Below are 15,771 nucleotides of genomic sequence, written 5' to 3'. Positions count from 1 at the left end.
TCACTCAAAGATATAAATTTATCTTTAGCATAGTCTGAAATGGGATCATCCATCACTTTCCTTCGATACTTCACGACTAACACAAGATGGTAATACATCAAGAACACTGAATGGTTATTACTGTCTAGCTTCATTGTTATATCAGTTCTTTTAATTTATAATACTGATTATACCATATTTAGAAGAAAGAATAAGCCTTTGGGCTATCGCCCAACCGAAATTCATCTCCCCCTTACCGTTGGGCTACGCCCTTTACACGCTTGAAGAGGGAGACTTCTTTCGGAAGTACGTTAAACAATGCGAAAAAGAAAAGAAAGCACTTTAGACAAGTGCTTTTCTTTTCTATTCTATGAAATTAGAATATCAAATTCATCATTCGCATTTTCAATTATACAACGTCTTGGGGCTTTTATTACATGATAGGCATACAAATAATCAGTAAAAGACATACCAATATTCACACATGAAAATAATAGGATATAAGCAAAATAATCAGGGTAAACAAAACTTGTGACTAATCCTGGTAAGGTGATTAGCATGGTTGGAGCTAACAGGGATAGTACAGATGTTTTTTTCGATAATCTCGATTTACTTCGATACGAGAAAATAGGCAGTAATCCCATTTTTATTTTCCATTTTATTTTCAATCGTTTGTTTGCAAGAATAAGCGGCACAATGTGCATTAATTTATGCAATGCTGGTAACAGTAATAAACCTAGTAGCAAAGGGAGCAGGCCATATTCTTGTTGATTACTAGATTGATGGATCATAGATAATGGCAAATAAAGAAATACAAAAGACAAAAGTCCTAACAAAAAAGATATCATGTAGATACGGTTTAGACCGAATTCTCTACTAACATTCACCGTTTTCCAGCAATTCATCCCTAATTCCCCCTTAGCAATGATTTCCGTTATAATCGTAATTAGGGTGTTCTTCCCTCACAGAATAATAGTACGTTTCGTTATAAAAATCAATAGCCCTGAAAGAAAAAAATAAACAGGATGGATTTCTTGTATTCGGGCTGTTAATTTCAGATATCTGTACAAAGCGGTAAAGCTGATTGGATTCTGTGTCATACTATGGATACTATGCAAGAGATGTAATTGTAGAATGGGCATTTGCGTGGAGAAAACAAAAAAATGCATTAACATTTGTTGTTTCATTTTTGTAGAGCTGTGATTTCAAATAGCACAAAAAGAGAAGGAGCATGTCCTTCCCTAAAAATGCGTGTTTAAACAAACGATGTACCCTTCAATTATTTTTATTTAATGATGTGGCTGAATGTTTTATATCTTTGAACGTGGATTGTATTAACTTATGAAATTCGATCATTCCAATTAATCGATCATTTAAATCATCTACATATTCATTTAAAGATGGATTATTTACCTGTAGTGATTCTTTTCTTAATTGCTCTTCAATTTGTTCAAGGGAGTCTTTTTGACGATTTGTAGCGTCGAGCCATTTGTGTATGTAATTGGACATGAATTTCCGATAAAGGTCTTCATCCGCTTGATATAGATCCTTTCGTTCCCCTTTTTTCCAGACACGTTCGACGAGGTTTAGATCTAGTAGGCTTCGAACCCCGTTACTAACCGAAGTTTTGCTTTTTCCTACTTTTTCTCCCATTTCATCTAATTTCATTGGTCTGTTTTCAATATAAAGCACAGCAAATAGCCGAGCCTCAGATGAACTTAGGTCAAACAATTCGAGGGTTTTTGCAAATTCTGTCACAATTAAATAATTTAAATTTTCCAGTTGGTTTTTTGACATAAGATCCTCCCCTAAAACCAATACTATAAAATAGACGATACTAAAAGGTTACACCAATCGTAATTAAAATAAAAATTGCATTGGTACACGGATTTGGGAGCAAAATGAAGAAATTAAAAGAAATAGAGTGTGTAACTTTGTACAGAATAAACTGTATGAAAAATACGTACAAAATCAATGGTTTTTATCGTTTGAAATTTATATGGTTAACAAGATATAGTAATAAAGTAATATGCATACGCACTAATAGAAGTTATTCAAATGGAATGCACTGTTAACATGAATTTTGTTGTTTAAAGAAAATCTAGAAGATATTATAGGTAGAATTGTGTGTTTTGTTTACTTTACTTACTTAGTTTGGTTGCTGTTAAACGATAAAACGATTATGTTAAAGTGTGTGTTCAAAAAGTCTATTTATATGGTGAGGTGAAAATAGTGCCAGTTATTAAAGTAGAAGGCTTATCTAAAGTGTTTGGGAAAAATACAAAACAAGCCTTAAAGCTTTTGGATGAAGGAAAGTCCAAAGATGAAATATTGAAACAAACTGGTAGTACAGTTGGAGTTAATCGAGCTTCCTTTGAGGTGGAAGCAGGAGAGATTTTTGTTTTAATGGGTTTGTCTGGGAGTGGAAAGTCTACTCTTGTTCGTTTAGTAAACCGATTGATTGAACCAACAGAAGGAAGTGTTTTCATTGACGGTGAAGATCTTGCTAGAATGGATAAACAGGGTCTTCGTAAAGTACGTCGTGAAAAACTAAGTATGGTGTTCCAACGGTTTGCATTGTTCCCACATCGAACGGTATTAGAAAATGCGGAATTTGGTTTAGAAGTTCAAAATGTGGATAAGGAAAAAAGGCAGCAAAAAGCAACAGAGGCTCTGGAAATGGTTGGATTAGGAAACTATATTAACCAATATCCTGGTCAACTATCTGGAGGAATGCAGCAGCGTGTTGGGTTAGCTCGTGCGTTAGCGAATGACCCAGAAGTTCTTTTGATGGATGAAGCATTTTCTGCTTTAGATCCTTTAATTCGCAAGGACATGCAGGATGAGCTTCTTGATCTTCAGGAAAGTATGAAGAAGACGATTTTGTTTATTACGCACGACTTAGATGAAGCACTACGGATTGGGGATCGTATTGCTCTGATGAAAGATGGATCTATCGTCCAAATTGGAACGCCTGAAGAAATTTTAGTGAACCCAGCGAATGATTATGTAGAGAAGTTTGTTGAAGATGTTGATCGCTCGAAGGTATTGACAGCAGAGCACATTATGAAACGTCCTGAAACAGTAAACTTCGAGAAACACGGCCCTAGAGTTGCGCTTGAGCGAATGCGAGAGGAAGGTCTCTCAAGTATTTACGTAACAGATGGGAAAAGAAACTTAAAAGGGTATGTCACCGCTGATGATGCATCCGAAGCTAGAAAAAATGAGATTCGAGACATTAATCAAATTTTAAAAACAGATGTGCCTACTGTATCAAAGGATACTTCTATGCACGAAATTTTTGAGATTATTCATGATTCACCAGTTCCAGTTGCGGTCGTAGAAGATGGGAAAATATTAGGAATCATTGTCCGTGGAGCTGTTATTGCTGCACTTGCTGGTGAAGGTGAGGTGAATGTTGAAAATGCTTGATTTTATTGATAAGTTGCCAATAGCTGAAATAATAAAAAGTCTAACCGTTTGGATTACAGATACATTTTCATTTCTGTTTGACCCGATAAAAAATCAATTTGGTGATTTTATGGAATGGTTCGGAGATAAGTTAGCTTCCATTCCGCCTGTCATTGTTATTTTAATCGTTGCTATATTCGCTTTTTTTGTAAGTGGAAAAAAATATGGTTTAGCAGTATTCTCCATTATAGGTCTATGGCTCATCTATAACCAAGGACTTTGGGAGGAGTTAATGCTTACCTTTGCGCTTGTGGCAATTTCTAGTGTATTATCAGTAGTCATTGGTGTGCCAATAGGTATTTTAATGTCGAAGAGCAAAACAGCAGAGTCCATTATTACGCCAATTTTGGACTTTATGCAGACGATGCCAGCTTTTGTATACTTAATTCCTGCCGTAGCCTTCTTTAGTATTGGGATGGTTCCTGGTATTTTTGCGTCATTGATCTTTGCCACCCCTCCGACGGTTCGTTTAACGAACTTGGGAATTAGGCAGGTTGCAACGGAATTGGTGGAAGCTTCTGAGGCTTTTGGTAGCACGGGTTCACAGAAGCTTTTCAAGGTAGAATTACCGATGGCGAAAAGCACGATTATGGCAGGGGTTAACCAAACGGTGATGCTTTCTTTATCCATGGTCGTGATCGCGTCCATGATCGGTGCCCCTGGTTTAGGAAGAGAGGTACTATCTTCCTTGCAACGTGCACAGGTAGGTACAGGTTTTGTTGCTGGGATTGGTATTGTTATTCTAGCTATTATCATTGACCGATTTACTCAAAATCTAAACACACAAAAAGGAAAATAGTGAATGGTAACTTTTCTTCTTGAAAAGTTTCTATATAAAAAAATGATAAAAAGGGGAGATATTAAGTTATGTTTAAACTTAAATGGAAGTATCTAGGTTTAGCAACTGCATTGTTGCTGACACTATTGCTAGCAGCTTGTGGTGGCGGACAAGAAGAAAGCCCTGAAACTGGTGAAGGTGATGGGGGAAATGGATCGGAAAGTGAAGATCAAGGAGAATCAGAAGGTGTTACACTTGGAGACAAGGAATTAGAACTCGTATATGTTGAATGGGATTCTGAAGTAGCTTCAACGAACGTTATTGCGAATGTACTTCGTGATCAAGGATATGATGTGACCATTACACCTATCGACAATGCTTTAATGTGGCAATCTGTTGCTCAAGGTGAAGCAGATGGTATGGTAGCAGCATGGCTACCGGGGACACATGGGGATTTGTATGAACAATATAAAGCAGACCTTGTCGATTTAGGGACGAACCTTAAAGGTGCTAAAATAGGTTTAGTTGTTCCAGAATATATGGATGCAACAACAATTGGTGACCTCACAAACTTCTCTGATGAATTAGACAATAAAATTACTGGAATTGAAGCTGGGGCAGGTGTAGTAAAAGCAGCTGAACAATCTATCGAGGACTACGGTTTAGATGGTTGGGAAGTACAGACTTCTTCAAGTGGTGCAATGGCAACAGCTCTTGGTCAAGCAATTGATAATGAAGAACCAATCGTTGTTACTGGTTGGACACCACACTGGAAATTTGCGAAGTATGATCTGAAGTATCTAGAAGATCCAGAGGGTTCTTTTGGTGGAGAAGAAGAAATTAAAACAATGGTACGTAAAGGATTAGAAGATGATAGTCCAGCTGCCTACCAAATTCTCGATCAATTTAACTGGGAAGCGGCGGACATGGAAGAAGTAATGTTAGCGATCCAGAACGGAACAAGTGCAGAAGATGCAGCTGCAGCTTGGGTGGAAGACAATCAAGACAAAGTGGATGAGTGGGTTGCTGGATTGGAATAATCCGTAAAACCTATATTTAAAAGCCTGTGATTTCTTTTTGAAATCACAGGCTTTTTTTTAACGATTCGAGACTGGTCTAGGACAGCCCTTATTGCGCGCACCCTATTTTCTTGCCTTTTCTTCTAATTCCTTGAGGCTATCTTCAATTTGTGCGAGATATTTTTCAATGTTTTTTTGATGTGGTTCAATGGTTCTTTTCCAAGTTTCTAGCGATGTCTTCATATCAAGAGAAAGATCCTTTATTAAGGATACACCTTCTTTTGATGTCTGTGTAATTTGATCCTTTAATTGTACTCCTTCATTTTTTAAATCAGTCCAAGTAGTTTTTGCGTTCTCTCCTCGCTTTTTTACTTGGTTGCGAAGGTCTTTGCCGGATGAAGGAGCATTAAGTAATGTTACAGTAGCACTGACAGCTCCTCCTACTAAAAAACCGATTAGTAAAGATTTTCCGTTCGTCATTTAACAGGCACCCCTTTTGTGAAGTTTAAGGATTTTTATTCTTTTCCACCAATGGATAGAACTATATATTACGATACCTATATTATAACAAATAGACAAAAAGAAAAAAGCGTATCATGTGATACAAATTCCCGAGCATATACTAACATTAGTTTGATACGTTACTGCTAATGTCAGAAGCTATTTGCTTGAGATCTTGATTGGAATAGTCATCATTGTGTGTTTTCCATACAGCTCCAAAACCATCACCTTCACCGTAACGAGGTATTAAATGGATATGTAGGTGAAATACCGATTGTCCAGCCGCTTCACCATTGTTATTTAGAATGTTTAATCCTATCGGGTTGTATGCTTTTTTTATTGCGTTGGATAGTTTAGGTATACGTTGAAACAATTTTTCGGCGACGTCAGCAGGTGTTTCGTAAATGTTTTTTGTGTGTTGCTTTGGGATGACTAGAGTATGTCCTTTTGTTACTTGGCTAATATCAAGAAATGCATACACATCGTTGTCTTCGTACACTTTTGATGACGGAATATCTCCCTTTATGATTTTACAAAAAATACAATCGCTTTGATTCAAGTTCAATCACTCCTTATCTTCTTTTGTCTATTGTATAAAGGATTAAAAGGGATGTAAAGATTGCGTAACCTTTAAAATAAAGGAAGCGGGCAGGATCCGTAACAGTTCAAATCATGGGGATGACTTTACTGTTTTGGATCTGCCCGCATTGAAGGAGATCGATGTCATCTTTCAAACTTGTCAAAGAATGTTAATCAAAAATGAGTTAACTAAGTCTTCAAGCTAAGAAACCTTTCGTCAACACCCCATTTGGCTGAAGTAGTTGTTCCGTAATGGAAAAGGTTTATCTTGACAGATGATTATCTTTCACCGACACCTCATTTCGTGGATTACCACAATTTGTTTTGTCGTTGATTTGTGCTTCATCTTTCTCCTTCGTTACTTAATATGTTCATAAAAAGGCAGTTGTATACACAATATATTTTGGCAAAGTATAATCGGAATGGTAAAATTTGAAGAGTGACGTAACATGGTGAAAATTTGAAGGGAGATATAATTAAAATGGAACCATTATTACATATAGAACATTTAACAGGCGGATATACACAAAAAAATGTACTTAATGATGTTTCATTTGATGTGTTCCCGAATGAAATTGTCGGGTTAATTGGATTAAATGGAGCGGGAAAAAGTACGACAATTAAACATATAATCGGATTGATGCAAGCAAAAAAAGGGAAGGTTGCGATTGAAGGGTACACGTTTACAGAGTCACCTGAAACGTATCGAAGCAAGTTCACCTATATTCCAGAAATGCCGCTTTTATATGAGGAACTAACCTTGTATGAACACCTTCGTTTAACAGCGATGGCTTACAACTTACCAGAGAAAACATTTGAAAAGAGACTACCTCCACTTCTAAAAGAATTTCGTCTAGAAAAAAAATTAAAGTGGTTTCCTGTTCACTTTTCAAAGGGAATGCGACAAAAAGTAATGATTATGTGTGCTTTTTTAATAGAGCCGCCATTATTTATTGTCGATGAACCGTTTGTTGGTCTCGACCCATTAGGAATCCAATCGTACCTTCAACTTATGAATGATATGAAGGATAAAGGTTCTGGGGTACTAATGTCTACCCATATCCTGGCTACAGCTGAGCGTTATTGTGACCGATTTATTATTTTGCACGATGGCAAAGTACGGGCTCATGGTACATTATCTGAGTTGAGGAAAGAATTTAATATGCTAGGTGCTTCACTCGACGATTTATATGTTCAACTGACAAAGGAAGAAGATAGCCATGTTTAATACACAACGTTTTTTTAAAGAACGTTTTTCTAGTCATGTAAAAGAGACAAGCAGATATTTACGGTATATTTTTAATGGTCATATTGCGATTGCGATGATGTTCTTTGTTTCAGCCCTGGCCTATTATTACCAACAATGGCTGGCTCAAATTCCAACCAATTTTCCTACAGCAAGTATTGTTGGGATTGTATTAGGCTTCATTACAAGCTACAGCCCTGTTCGTACGTTACTTAAGGAGCCTGATCTTGTGTTTTTGTTACCTGCAGAGAACCGGATGGCACCTTATTTTAGAAGTACGCTAATCTATAGCTTTCTCATTCAATTGTATTTAATATTTTTGGTCGCAGCTGCACTTGGGCCACTTTATTTCACGTCTTTTCCTGAAAGATCTGGCAAGGATTATTTATTAATGCTTGTTGTTTTGCTCGTATTAAAGGTCTGGAATTTACTAGCGAATTGGTGGATGTTACGGATAAGGGATCCGAGGTCACGTCTTGTTGATCATATCGGTCGATTTATTCTTAGTGCCTTGATTTTTGTCTTTTATGTTTCTAGCGAGATTGTATTGGCAGGAATTACGACAATTTTGCTTTTCGTGAATGTACTTTATGCGTATATTCTCGCTCAGAAACACAACGCCATTGCTTGGGATTTATTGGTTGAAAAAGACCGTTCTAGAATGCGGACGTTTTACCGGATTGCAAACATGTTTACGGATGTTCCGCATATGAAAAATCAGGTAAAAAAGCGGCATTGGCTCGTTGCCCTTATTACGAAAAATATTCCGTTTCAACAAGATCGTACGTATGAATATTTATACAGGATCACGGTCATTCGAAGTGGCGATTATTTAGGGATGTACACTCGTTTGATTATAATTGGCGGACTAGCTATTTATTTTGTACCAAGTCTTTGGGTGAAAGTCGCATTTAGTATCCTATTTCTTTATTTGACAGGCTTTCAGCTTATGACATTGTGGCAGCACCATCGAACGGTTGCCTGGCTGGACTTGTATCCCATCCATATAAAAAGCAGACAAGCAGCGTTAATAAAATGGTTGTTCCAGTTAATGCTTGTTCAAACTTTTCTATTTGGATTGCTCTTTTTATTGATGAAACTTTTTACAGGACTTGTGATTGTCTGGTTAGCAGGTGCTTTGTTTAGTTATTTGTTTATTCACGGTTACGTCAAAAAAAGCCTTATTTAAAGGAGATCGCTTATGTACAACCGAACGTATGAAGAAACTGTTTTAGAAGAAGCATTACGATTTGAGCGATCATTACAAAAAAAGTCATCTATCATCCAACGAAAATCGAAAAAAGTTCAAACGAAAATCAACGATAAAATTCCAGAAAAAGCGCATCGAATTGTTACCGACAGTATTAAAGGAATGATTCAGACAGCTTTAACTACTTCTACCTATATTTATCCCATTAAGGTAGAAGAGACATGGACGCTGCAAGAACGGGAAAGACGGATTATGGATCGATTAAAAAAGTATAAAAATACAGCAGCGATGGAAGGTGCTGGAACTGGTGCAGGTGGGTTTTGGCTAAGTATGGCAGATTTCCCATTACTGCTTAGTATCAAAATGAAATTTTTGTTTGATACAGCACAGATATATGGGTTGAATGTAAAAACGTATGAGGAACGCGTTTTTCTGCTTTACGTTTTCTTGCTCGCATTTTCCAGCGACACGAAAAGAAGAGAGGTAGTTGGAAAGATAAAGGCATGGGAAAAGGAAAAAAGTAAGTGGGGAGAGCAGGACTGGAAGACCCTTCAACTAGAATATCGGGATACATTAGATTTTGTGAAGGTTCTGCAAATGATCCCAGGATTCGGTGCAGTAGTTGGGTTTTTTGCAAACGCCAAGTTGCTTGAACAATTGGGGGAGACGGCACTCAATGCTTACCGCATCCGCTTGCTTAGCTAATTATCCTGAAAACATTACGACTGTAGAAGGTGGCGAAAATTTTGATGATCCATGGCTTAGATGTAAAAGGGGTACTAAAAGATAAACAAACACGTTGTGAACACTATCATTTAGATGTCGATATAGTAGCTATAAAATTTAAGTGCTGCAATACCTACTATGCATGCTGCAAGTGTCACGATGAGGATGTTGATCATCTTGCTGAAGTATGGGAAAAAGAGGAGTTTGAAAATAAAGCTATTTTATGTGGTGCTTGTGGAACAGAATTGACGATAAAAGAATATTTAAACAGTATGTCTTCTTGCCATTACTGCAATGCCCCCTTCAATTCCAGATGCAAATATCATTCTCATTTATATTTTGATTTAAAAAGGATAGAAGATTAAATTAATTTTTTGTGATGTAGAGGGAGACGAGGCCCCTTGGTTTTTGCCTTTGTAATGCGTGTTCAAAAAGTCGCCGCTTATCATTTGGTGACTTTTTGAACATCCTCTTGTAATGGGTTAGGAAACTTTCAGTAGCATCAAGTAAATGCATTAGGATTCTTGATAATAACGATAGGTTTGAATAAGCGTTTTAGCGCCAAGGGCCATGGCTCTTTCATCAAAATCAAATTTAGGATGATGGTGAGGATAGTTATGCCCTTCTTTTTGTGCTCCTGTGAAAAAGTAAGCTCCAGGTTTATTTTGGATGTAATAAGCGAAATCTTCTCCTGGCATGACTGGAGCAATTTCCTCTACTTTTTCTACTCCTGATGTATCACGAGCTGCACGGAACACCAATTCCACATCTTCTGGGTGATTGACCACAGGTGGGTAGCCTTTTTCATAAGAAAATTCGTAGAAGGCACCGTAGGAAGCGCACGTCCCTTTTATGATTTTTTCCATTTCGTCGATGATTTGATCCTGTATATCGGTGTCAAATGTACGAACGGTTCCAGTTAGCATCGCCGAATCTGCAATAATGTTGAATGCATCCCCTGCTTCAAATGTCCCGATGCTTAATACTGCAGTTCCAAGCGGATCAAGGCGTCTACTTACAATCTGTTGTAGGTTCGTAATGAGTTGTGAAGCAATAACAATTGCATCCTTCGTTTGATGTGGCAGTCCACCATGTCCACCTTGACCTTGAACCTTAATTTCAAATCGATCTGCACCAGCCATAAATTCCTTGCTACTGGATTGAATCACGCCGTATGGAGCAGGTGTCCACAAATGTGTGCCGAACACGGCCTCTACATCATCTAGTATCCCTGTTTCGATGATTGGTTTCGCACCACCTGGGGCTAATTCTTCAGCATGCTGGTGGAGAAATACGATCGTACCTGGAATTTGATCTTGAAATTTTTTAGCAGCCTTTGCTATTCCAAGTAGAGCGGCCGTATGTCCGTCGTGCCCACATGCATGCATAACACCGTCTATTTTTGATTTATAGGGAACGTCTTTTTGATCTTGGATAGGTAATGCATCAAAATCCGCGCGTAAAGCGATTTTTTTACCAGGTTTTCCACCTTGTAATGTTGCAACTACACCATTTCCGCCAACGTTTTTTTCGTATGGGATCCCTAATTCATCGTATGTATTGGCGATATATTGGGCTGTTTTCGTTTCATAAAACGATGGTTCTGGATATTGATGTAAATAACGACGAGTTTTCACCATTTCTTCGTAAAGTTGATCAATCGTGTCTAATAGTTCATTCCACAAATTGCATGCCTCCCTTTTTGTCTATCTTATCGATTATTTGGTCATAAGAAAACCCTTCTGCTTAAACAGAAGGGGGACTTTGTTTTTAATGTAACTGAGAATCTTGCAAGAGTCGTCCTATTTCATCACGATGACCTGCTTCATCGGCAATCATATCGTCAAGCTTCACAACAAGCTCCGTATATCCAAGTTCCTCTGCCTGCCTTTTACGCTGCTCATATCGTTGAATCGTATCTTCTTCCGCTTTTTTTGCTTCTTTTAGCATATCTTTTACATTATTTAGCTGTTTTACTTCTTTTGGTGTTGTTGTTGGTGTACCACCTAACGTTTTTATTTTGTCTGACAAATAAAGTGCGTGTCCTATTTCATCGTTAATTTCATTTTCAAAAAACGGCTTTAGCATGGTTCGGTATAGCCCTGTTACTGCGGATGCGTTATAGGTGTACATAATCGTTGCTGTATATTCGTTTGCTAAATCCTCATTTAATCCATCAATTAAACGTTCTAAGTTTGTATTTTCATTGATGTTTCGAACATTTTGCGCCATTATTTTCACCCTTTCTGATACCAATTTTTTCTTTATATGTGCGAGTTCAAGCAGATGTGCCGCTTATCATGGTGACTTTTTGAACACCCTCTATATACATTTCCCATTTTGTTTTTTTCTAAACGTTAGAATGGTTTCATCTCCGTCTAGAGACCGAGATAAAACCATTCTGTCGATCGTTCGTTAGTCCTTGATTTTTGATTATAATGATCTAGGTAGGGTTTGCTATGAAAGCAATTCTCAAACTAAAAATAATGTCTCCATTATATTCTTGTTATGTGCTAAGATAACGGAGATGCTTTAATATACATATTTTTAATAGAAAAGGGGTGAAGTATCATGAGAAATCATTTTTTACGTAACATTTTCGCGATTTTTGTCATCCTTTTTGGTGTCTTTCTTGTTTTCAATAACTTAAACATTGTTTCTTGGAATATGGATCAGGCGTGGGGTTTTGTTTATCCTACCTTTTTTGTGCTTTTGGGAATAAAATGGATCATTGATTTCTTCAAAGGACATGGTGGTTTTGCCTCAGGTACTTTTTTACTCGTTTTTGGTCTTTTGCTATTGCTGGATCGTTTTAATGTCCTTTCATTTACGTTTTTTGATGTCTACAAGCTGTGGCCATTATTGCTTGTATATATTGGCTTTAGCATTTTTAAATCTGCTAATAAAAAAAATAGAAAGCGCAAGTTTCAATTTGTTTTTGACTCAGCTCGCCCAATCAAAGACACCAAAGGAAGCGCTAAAAAACAGCGATTTGTAATTGGTGATCATACATTTAACCAACCGAACTGGACAGTAGAACCAATGGATCTGTGGAATGCGATTGGCGATTATCATATTGATTTTACTAAAGCATTTATTCCAGATAAAGAAATTCCCATTTCGATTCAAGGTTGGGCTGGAGATATAAGAATTCTGATACCGGAAAACATAGAGTTCACACTAGAAGCACAGGTCAAGGCTGGTGACATCCATGTATTTGGACAAGATGTAGATGGAATCAATCGTCATTTAACATATGAAACTCCTGGGTTTGCAGATGCAACTAGAAAACTGAACATTTTTTTGCGGTTAAAGGCTGGTTCGATCAAAGTAGACAAGGTATAGGAGGGACTCGATTCTATGTTAAAACGGCTAAACAGTATTCGTTACACATATATTCGATCGCATTTGTATGGAGTATTTCTAACGGCAGTTACCCTCTTAGCTATTCTTTTGTCGATATTCGTTTTAATTGAACCAACATGGCTTAATGCTTCAAATATCTTAGTATTCGTACTGTTATATGTGTTTTTATCCGTAATCATTTCTTTTTATGTTGGATTTAAATCTAGTACGGATATAAAGGATCGTATGGATTATTTATCCGTGTTCATTACACAACTTTCAAGGGGGAATTATACTTCTAGAGATTATTTTAATGAAGATGATGAGATCGCTCGTATTGGTAATGAGTTAAACGAACTTGCTGAAAAGCTCCAAAACCAAGTGAAGTCGTTACAGAGAATGGCTGATGAGAAGGCTGACTTTGCCAAAACCGCACACAAGGCAGCTACAATTGAGGAACGTCAGCGATTAGCAAGGGATCTCCATGACGCTGTTAGTCAACAACTCTTTGCATTAGCAATGATGTCACAGGCAACACTTCGGATTTTTGATAAATCACCTGATCAAGCAAAGGAACAAATGGAGGAAATGTCGAATACCGCCTTAAAGGCGCAAGTTGAAATGCGAGCATTGCTTCTGCACTTAAGACCAGTTCATCTGTCAGGGGAACCTCTTGATAAAGGAATTTATCAATTGATCGACGAATTAAAACAAAAATGTCAAATCGAATTTCGGTTGATGATTGACGAATTACTGGATCTTTCCGAAGCAACAGAAGAGCATTTATTTCGCATTATTCAAGAAGCGCTTTCGAATATTTTACGGCACGCGAATGCTACTGTTGTTACCCTCGAATTGACGAAAAAAAAGAATGAAGTATTTTTACATATTAGTGACAATGGAATCGGATTTGCCTTAGAAACAGATCAGGCAAAAAAAACATCTTACGGCTTAAAAACGATGAAAGAGAGAACAGAAGAGATTGGCGGTATTTTTGCTGTACGTTCAAAACAAGGAGAAGGTACGTACATCAATATTCGAATTCCGTTATAAGTTGAGAGGGAGTGGGAAAAGTGATACGTGTCGCCGTTGTGGATGACCATGAAGTAGTGCGTAAAGGTGTTCTTGCTTATTTAAAAACAGAGCCAGACTTAGATATTGTCGGTGATGCTTCGAGTGGAAATCAAGGGGTAGAGCTAGCAAAAAAAACGAAGCCTGATGTCGTATTAATGGATCTTATTATGGAGAATGGTAACGGGATTGAAGCAACGAAAGAAATTATGGAATTTCTGCCTACGTGCAAAATTATTATATTAACAAGCTACTATGACGATGAACAGGTTTTTCCTGCCCTTGAAGCAGGTGCTTTTAGTTATATCCTAAAAACCTCTTCAGCAGCTGAGATTGCAGAGGCGATCAAAAAAGCGCACAAGGGTGAAACTGTTATTGAGGCAAAGGTTGCTGGAAAAATGATGAACCGATTTCGCACAAGTGAAATGCAGCCACATCATGACTTGACAGACAGAGAACTTGAAGTGTTAATGTGTATTGGGGAAGGGATGACAAATCAGGAAATTGGTGAGAAGTTATTCATTGGGATTAAGACGGTTAAAACACATGTAAGTAATATATTATCCAAATTGAATGTGCACGACAGAACACAAGCAGCAGTTTATGCACATAAAAATAAGTTATTCAGTGACTAGTTTAATCACAGGGATCATGTATTCACAACTTAGGCTCGAAATAGAGTGATTTCCCGTCATTCAGGTGAACTGAGTAAAAGCAGTAGGTGGAATCATCTGAAAATCATACTAATTGCTGATTTTCACTTGGTATGCCATAAAGATGGAAGGAGTGGTTCTCAGAATGGCCAAGCAAACAAAAACAAATGAAACAACTCTATTTATAATATGGGCTCAGTCCTTAGTTGCAACAATGGGTAGTCTCTTTTTCTCAGAAATTATGCGTTTTATCCCTTGTGAGCTATGTTGGTATCAACGAATTTTAATGTATCCACTTGTCGTCATATATGGGTATGCACTCGCAAAGAAAGAAATCGACTATGCGTTTCCAGGTTTGATTATAAGTGGAATAGGGATCGGTTTTTCATCTTATCATTATCTGATTCAAAAGCTTCCCATTTTAGGTGAAGTAGGTGAATCGTGCGGTGTTATACCTTGTACAGTTGAATACATAAATTATTTCGGCTTTATTACCATCCCATTTTTGGCACTGGTAGCTTTTATCGTGATTTTCACAGCACATATCATTTTACTCATACAAAAAAGGAGTTTAAAAAAATGAAAAGAAATATGATTATTTTCACTGGTATTCTTATTCTTTTATTTGGAGCACTCGCCTTTGTTATTAATTATCAAAATAAGAAGGAATCGGAAGGGAATCCATACAACAAACCGAATCTTAATCAAGCAACAATTGATCAATTAGATAATGAACTTTACCAAAATCAGATTTTGCCTGATGAATTAAAAAAGAAACTGGAAAATAATGAAGATGTTACAGTGTACTTTTATAGTCCGACCTGTATCTATTGTCAACGAACAACACCAATCATTGTTCCACTGACACAAGAGTTAGGGGTGGACATGAAAAAGTTTAATCTATTAGAATTCGAAGACGGATGGGAAACATACGGGATCGAGGGGACACCAACCATTGTTCGTTACGAAAACGGTGAAGAAGTAGCACGCATAAGTGGGGAGCAACCAAAGGCTACATTTAAAACCTTTTTTAATGAAAATGTGTTAAAGGGTGATCAATCCGAATGATAATTGGCACATCTACTTGCCAACGACGGACTAATCCAGTGTTTGACACAGGATGTGCCGATCTTAGGTCGACCTTCTAAATTGTCGCCCTTTTATACGAAAACGAGCGAATTTAATCCTGTTTT

Annotated in this window: 19 protein-coding genes; 12 read left to right on the top strand and 7 right to left on the bottom strand. The window is 37.3% G+C overall.

Features of this window, described 5'->3' with window-relative positions; translation table 11 throughout:
• From NC797_RS14075 to NC797_RS14065, 3 genes are all read right to left on the bottom strand, one after another.
• Positions 1-134, bottom strand: a 134-nt coding sequence (locus NC797_RS14075) for a transposase (RefSeq protein WP_272437444.1), incomplete at its 3' end; no start/stop codon positions are given.
• Positions 135-347: 213 nt separating this feature from the next.
• Positions 348-884: a DUF3267 domain-containing protein gene (locus NC797_RS14070; protein WP_272437442.1), complete on the bottom strand. Its 537-nt coding sequence runs from the start codon at positions 882-884 to the stop codon at positions 348-350.
• 370 nt (positions 885-1,254) lie between these two features.
• Entirely contained in the window at positions 1,255-1,776 is a 522-nt protein-coding gene (locus NC797_RS14065; protein WP_272437441.1) for a GbsR/MarR family transcriptional regulator, read from the bottom strand.
• 435 nt (positions 1,777-2,211) lie between these two features.
• Between NC797_RS14065 and NC797_RS14060 the strand changes: the two genes are divergently transcribed.
• From NC797_RS14060 to NC797_RS14050, 3 genes are all read left to right on the top strand, one after another.
• Positions 2,212-3,411, top strand: a complete 1,200-nt coding sequence (locus NC797_RS14060; protein ID WP_272437440.1) for a quaternary amine ABC transporter ATP-binding protein — start codon at positions 2,212-2,214, stop codon at positions 3,409-3,411.
• Positions 3,404-4,249 carry an ABC transporter permease gene (locus NC797_RS14055; RefSeq protein ID WP_417168715.1) on the top strand — a complete coding sequence of 282 codons (846 nt, stop codon included), beginning with the start codon at positions 3,404-3,406 and terminating at the stop codon, positions 4,247-4,249. Before NC797_RS14060 ends, NC797_RS14055 begins: the two co-directional genes overlap by 8 nt.
• A gap of 68 nt (positions 4,250-4,317) precedes the next feature.
• Entirely contained in the window at positions 4,318-5,268 is a 951-nt protein-coding gene (locus NC797_RS14050) for a glycine betaine ABC transporter substrate-binding protein (RefSeq protein WP_272437438.1), read from the top strand.
• A gap of 102 nt (positions 5,269-5,370) precedes the next feature.
• Here NC797_RS14050 and NC797_RS14045 read toward each other — a convergent pair whose 3' ends face one another.
• Together NC797_RS14045 and NC797_RS14040 are read right to left on the bottom strand one after the other, a co-directional pair.
• Positions 5,371-5,727: a YtxH domain-containing protein gene (locus NC797_RS14045; RefSeq protein ID WP_272437437.1), complete on the bottom strand. Its 357-nt coding sequence runs from the start codon at positions 5,725-5,727 to the stop codon at positions 5,371-5,373.
• Between the two features lie 148 nt (positions 5,728-5,875).
• Positions 5,876-6,307: an HIT family protein gene (locus NC797_RS14040; protein ID WP_272437436.1), complete on the bottom strand. Its 432-nt coding sequence runs from the start codon at positions 6,305-6,307 to the stop codon at positions 5,876-5,878.
• A gap of 501 nt (positions 6,308-6,808) precedes the next feature.
• Between NC797_RS14040 and NC797_RS14035 the strand changes: the two genes are divergently transcribed.
• The 4 genes from NC797_RS14035 to NC797_RS14020 are packed head-to-tail and all read left to right on the top strand — an operon-like array spanning position 6,809 to position 9,874.
• Complete coding sequence (locus tag NC797_RS14035) at positions 6,809-7,555, top strand: ABC transporter ATP-binding protein (RefSeq protein ID WP_272437435.1); 747 nt, start codon at positions 6,809-6,811, stop codon at positions 7,553-7,555.
• Positions 7,548-8,762 carry an ABC transporter permease gene (locus NC797_RS14030; RefSeq protein ID WP_272437434.1) on the top strand — a complete coding sequence of 405 codons (1,215 nt, stop codon included), beginning with the start codon at positions 7,548-7,550 and terminating at the stop codon, positions 8,760-8,762. Before NC797_RS14035 ends, NC797_RS14030 begins: the two co-directional genes overlap by 8 nt.
• A 12-nt stretch (positions 8,763-8,774) precedes the next feature.
• Positions 8,775-9,488, top strand: coding sequence for an EcsC family protein (locus NC797_RS14025; RefSeq protein WP_272437433.1), 714 nt, complete (start codon positions 8,775-8,777; stop codon positions 9,486-9,488).
• Between the two features lie 44 nt (positions 9,489-9,532).
• The gene (locus NC797_RS14020; protein ID WP_272437432.1) at positions 9,533-9,874 is read left to right on the top strand and encodes a CHY zinc finger protein; all 342 of its coding nucleotides are present in this window, start codon (positions 9,533-9,535) and stop codon (positions 9,872-9,874) included.
• A gap of 150 nt (positions 9,875-10,024) precedes the next feature.
• Here NC797_RS14020 and NC797_RS14015 read toward each other — a convergent pair whose 3' ends face one another.
• Positions 10,025-11,194 (bottom strand): M20 family metallopeptidase, encoded by a 1,170-nt coding sequence (locus NC797_RS14015; protein WP_272437431.1) that lies wholly within the window; start codon positions 11,192-11,194, stop codon positions 10,025-10,027.
• Positions 11,195-11,279: 85 nt separating this feature from the next.
• Positions 11,280-11,741 (bottom strand): ferritin-like domain-containing protein, encoded by a 462-nt coding sequence (locus NC797_RS14010; protein WP_272437430.1) that lies wholly within the window; start codon positions 11,739-11,741, stop codon positions 11,280-11,282.
• Between the two features lie 339 nt (positions 11,742-12,080).
• Here NC797_RS14010 and liaF point away from each other — a divergent pair, with 339 nt between their 5' ends.
• The 5 genes from liaF (at position 12,081) to NC797_RS13985 (ending at position 15,646) form a co-directional block, all read left to right on the top strand.
• Positions 12,081-12,854 carry a cell wall-active antibiotics response protein LiaF gene (gene liaF, locus NC797_RS14005; protein ID WP_272437429.1) on the top strand — a complete coding sequence of 258 codons (774 nt, stop codon included), beginning with the start codon at positions 12,081-12,083 and terminating at the stop codon, positions 12,852-12,854.
• A 15-nt stretch (positions 12,855-12,869) separates the two neighbouring features.
• Positions 12,870-13,907, top strand: a complete 1,038-nt coding sequence (locus tag NC797_RS14000; RefSeq protein WP_272437428.1) for a sensor histidine kinase — start codon at positions 12,870-12,872, stop codon at positions 13,905-13,907.
• Positions 13,908-13,927: 20 nt separating this feature from the next.
• Entirely contained in the window at positions 13,928-14,560 is a 633-nt protein-coding gene (locus tag NC797_RS13995; protein WP_272437427.1) for a response regulator transcription factor, read from the top strand.
• A 163-nt stretch (positions 14,561-14,723) separates the two neighbouring features.
• Positions 14,724-15,161, top strand: coding sequence for a disulfide oxidoreductase (locus tag NC797_RS13990; RefSeq protein ID WP_272437426.1), 438 nt, complete (start codon positions 14,724-14,726; stop codon positions 15,159-15,161).
• Positions 15,158-15,646 (top strand): thioredoxin family protein, encoded by a 489-nt coding sequence (locus NC797_RS13985; protein ID WP_272437425.1) that lies wholly within the window; start codon positions 15,158-15,160, stop codon positions 15,644-15,646. The genes NC797_RS13990 and NC797_RS13985 overlap by 4 nt, the downstream gene beginning before the upstream one ends.
• Positions 15,647-15,771 lie beyond the last annotated feature (125 nt).

The organism is Terrihalobacillus insolitus, from assembly GCF_028416575.1.
Lineage (GTDB): Bacteria > Bacillota > Bacilli > Bacillales > Amphibacillaceae > Terrihalobacillus > Terrihalobacillus insolitus.
This window is presented reverse-complemented; position numbering and strand designations above follow the sequence as displayed.

Coding starts and splice junctions, on each gene's coding strand:
- NC797_RS14070 (WP_272437442.1), bottom strand. CDS start 884: ATGAATTGCTGGAAAACGGTGAATGTTAGTAGAGAATTCGGTCTAAAC.
- NC797_RS14065 (WP_272437441.1), bottom strand. CDS start 1,776: ATGTCAAAAAACCAACTGGAAAATTTAAATTATTTAATTGTGACAGAA.
- NC797_RS14055 (WP_417168715.1), top strand. CDS start 3,404: ATGCTTGATTTTATTGATAAGTTGCCAATAGCTGAAATAATAAAAAGT.
- NC797_RS14050 (WP_272437438.1), top strand. CDS start 4,318: ATGTTTAAACTTAAATGGAAGTATCTAGGTTTAGCAACTGCATTGTTG.
- NC797_RS14045 (WP_272437437.1), bottom strand. CDS start 5,727: ATGACGAACGGAAAATCTTTACTAATCGGTTTTTTAGTAGGAGGAGCT.
- NC797_RS14035 (WP_272437435.1), top strand. CDS start 6,809: ATGGAACCATTATTACATATAGAACATTTAACAGGCGGATATACACAA.
- NC797_RS14030 (WP_272437434.1), top strand. CDS start 7,548: ATGTTTAATACACAACGTTTTTTTAAAGAACGTTTTTCTAGTCATGTA.
- NC797_RS14025 (WP_272437433.1), top strand. CDS start 8,775: ATGTACAACCGAACGTATGAAGAAACTGTTTTAGAAGAAGCATTACGA.
- NC797_RS14020 (WP_272437432.1), top strand. CDS start 9,533: ATGATCCATGGCTTAGATGTAAAAGGGGTACTAAAAGATAAACAAACA.
- NC797_RS14010 (WP_272437430.1), bottom strand. CDS start 11,741: ATGGCGCAAAATGTTCGAAACATCAATGAAAATACAAACTTAGAACGT.
- liaF (WP_272437429.1), top strand. CDS start 12,081: ATGAGAAATCATTTTTTACGTAACATTTTCGCGATTTTTGTCATCCTT.
- NC797_RS14000 (WP_272437428.1), top strand. CDS start 12,870: ATGTTAAAACGGCTAAACAGTATTCGTTACACATATATTCGATCGCAT.
- NC797_RS13990 (WP_272437426.1), top strand. CDS start 14,724: ATGGCCAAGCAAACAAAAACAAATGAAACAACTCTATTTATAATATGG.
- NC797_RS13985 (WP_272437425.1), top strand. CDS start 15,158: ATGAAAAGAAATATGATTATTTTCACTGGTATTCTTATTCTTTTATTT.